The sequence below is a fragment of the Vibrio sp. S11_S32 genome, from assembly GCF_014694465.1.
GTDB lineage: Bacteria > Pseudomonadota > Gammaproteobacteria > Enterobacterales > Vibrionaceae > Vibrio > Vibrio algicola.
Genome location: NZ_JAAUWS010000099.1, coordinates 1 through 3,159, shown reverse-complemented (window position 1 = coordinate 3,159; position 3,159 = coordinate 1). Strand labels below are relative to the sequence as shown.

General features: G+C 49.9%; 2 rRNA genes. Both read right to left on the bottom strand.

From position 1 onward, the window contains the following. Positions 1 to 2: 2 nt before the first annotated feature. Positions 3 to 118 (bottom strand): 5S ribosomal RNA (rrf, locus tag HC723_RS16625). Between the two features lie 131 nt (positions 119 to 249). Then, positions 250 to 3,139: ribosomal RNA gene (locus tag HC723_RS16620) — 23S ribosomal RNA — on the bottom strand. Positions 3,140 to 3,159: the final 20 nt, after the last annotated feature.

Sequence of the window (3,159 nt, the reverse complement as noted above, 5' to 3'; positions counted from 1 at the left end):
AAGCCTGGCGATGTCCTACTCTCACATGGGGAAACCCCACACTACCATCGGCGCTATTGCGTTTCACTTCTGAGTTCGGCATGGAATCAGGTGGGTCCACAATGCTATGGTCGCCAAGCAATATTCTTTGTTAAGACGATTTCGTCTTAACTAATTCGGAAAGCTGCTTTGCTAATTCGTTCTCACACAAATTCAAGTATCTATCTGTATCTTCTATTAAATCCAACAACAAAACCCTTTAGGTGTTGTATGGTTAAGCCTCACGGGCAATTAGTACAGGTTAGCTCAATGCCTCGCAGCACTTACACACCCTGCCTATCAACGTTCTAGTCTCGAACAACCCTTTAGGACGCTTAAAGCGCCAGGGAAGACTCATCTCAGGGCTCGCTTCGTGCTTAGATGCTTTCAGCACTTATCGATTCCGAACTTAGCTACCGGGCAATGCCATTGGCATGACAACCCGAACACCAGTGGTTCGTCCACTCCGGTCCTCTCGTACTAGGAGCAGCCCCCTTCAATCTTCCAACGCCCACGGCAGATAGGGACCGAACTGTCTCACGACGTTCTAAACCCAGCTCGCGTACCACTTTAAATGGCGAACAGCCATACCCTTGGGACCGACTTCAGCCCCAGGATGTGATGAGCCGACATCGAGGTGCCAAACACCGCCGTCGATATGAACTCTTGGGCGGTATCAGCCTGTTATCCCCGGAGTACCTTTTATCCGTTGAGCGATGGCCCTTCCATTCAGAACCACCGGATCACTATGACCTGCTTTCGCACCTGCTCGAATTGTCATTCTCGCAGTCAAGCGGGCTTATGCCATTGCACTAACCACACGATGTCCAACCGTGTTTAGCCCACCTTCGTGCTCCTCCGTTACTCTTTGGGAGGAGACCGCCCCAGTCAAACTACCCACCAGGCACTGTCCACAATCCCGATTAGGGACCTATGTTAGAACATCAAAACTACAAGGGTGGTATTTCAAGGACGACTCCACATCATCTAGCGACAATGCTTCAAAGTCTCCCACCTATCCTACACATGTAGGTTCAATGTTCAGTGCCAAGCTGTAGTAAAGGTTCACGGGGTCTTTCCGTCTAGCCGCGGGTACACTGCATCTTCACAGCGATTTCAATTTCACTGAGTCTCGGGTGGAGACAGCGTGGCCATCATTACGCCATTCGTGCAGGTCGGAACTTACCCGACAAGGAATTTCGCTACCTTAGGACCGTTATAGTTACGGCCGCCGTTTACCGGGGCTTCGATCAAGAGCTTCGACCGAAGTCTAACCCCATCAATTAACCTTCCGGCACCGGGCAGGCGTCACACCGTATACGTCATCTTACGATTTTGCACAGTGCTGTGTTTTTAATAAACAGTTGCAGCCACCTGGTATCTGCGACTCCCGTCAGCTTAGAGAGCAAGTCTCATCACCAACAGGAGCGTACCTTCTCCCGAAGTTACGGTACCATTTTGCCTAGTTCCTTCACCCGAGTTCTCTCAAGCGCCTTGGTATTCTCTACCCGACCACCTGTGTCGGTTTGGGGTACGATTTCTTATAAACTGAAGCTTAGAGGCTTTTCCTGGAAGCATGGCATCAATGACTTCATCACCGTAGTGACTCGACATCGTGTCTCAGCCTAACAATTTCCCGGATTTACCTAAGAAATTAGCCTACGCACTTGAACCTGGACAACCATCGCCAGGCCCACCTAGCCTTCTCCGTCCCCCCATCGCATTTATAAGAAGTACGGGAATATTAACCCGTTTCCCATCGACTACGCTTTTCAGCCTCGCCTTAGGGGTCGACTTACCCTGCCCCGATTAACGTTGGACAGGAACCCTTGGTCTTCCGGCGAGGGAGTTTTTCACTCCCTTTATCGTTACTCATGTCAGCATTCGCACTTCTGATACCTCCAGCAAACTTCTCAGTTCACCTTCAACGGCTTACAGAACGCTCCCCTACCCAGCATAATAAATTATGCTGCCGCAGCTTCGGTGTATAGCTTAGCCCCGTTACATCTTCCGCGCAGGCCGACTCGACCAGTGAGCTATTACGCTTTCTTTAAATGATGGCTGCTTCTAAGCCAACATCCTGGCTGTCTGAGCCTTCCCACATCGTTTCCCACTTAGCTATACTTTGGGACCTTAGCTGGCGGTCTGGGTTGTTTCCCTCTCCACGACGGACGTTAGCACCCGCCGTGTGTCTCCCGGATATTACTTACTGGTATTCGGAGTTTGCAAAGGGTTGGTAAGTCGGGATGACCCCCTAGCCTTAACAGTGCTCTACCCCCAGTAGTATTCGTCCGAGGCGCTACCTAAATAGCTTTCGGGGAGAACCAGCTATCTCCAGGTTTGATTGGCCTTTCACCCCTAGCCACAAGTCATCCGCTAATTTTTCAACATTAGTCGGTTCGGTCCTCCAATTGATGTTACTCAATCTTCAACCTGCCCATGGCTAGATCACCTGGTTTCGGGTCTAATCCTAGCAACTATTCGCCCAGTTAAGACTCGGTTTCCCTACGGCTCCCCTAAACGGTTAACCTTGCTACTAAAATTAAGTCGCTGACCCATTATACAAAAGGTACGCAGTCACACCACGAAGGTGCTCCTACTGCTTGTACGTACACGGTTTCAGGTTCTATTTCACTCCCCTCACAGGGGTTCTTTTCGCCTTTCCCTCACGGTACTGGTTCACTATCGGTCAGTCAGGAGTATTTAGCCTTGGAGGATGGTCCCCCCATATTCAAACAGGATATCACGTGTCCCGCCTTACTCGTTTTCACTTAGTATGATGTGTCGGTTACGGGGCTATCACCCTGTATCGCGGCACTTTCCAGAGCCTTCACCTGCATCATATAAAGCTTAAGGGCTAATCCAATTTCGCTCGCCGCTACTTTCGGAATCTCGGTTGATTTCTCTTCCTCCGGGTACTTAGATGTTTCAGTTCCCCGGGTTCGCCTTATTAACCTATGTATTCAGTTAATAATACGTGCTTATGCACGTGGGTTTCCCCATTCGGAAATCGTAGACTCAAGTGGCTTTTACTGCCTTATCTACGCTTATCGCAAGTTAATACGTCCTTCATCGCCTCTGACTGCCTAGGCATCCACCGTGTACGCTTATTCACTTAACCATACAACCCAAAAGGGTCTT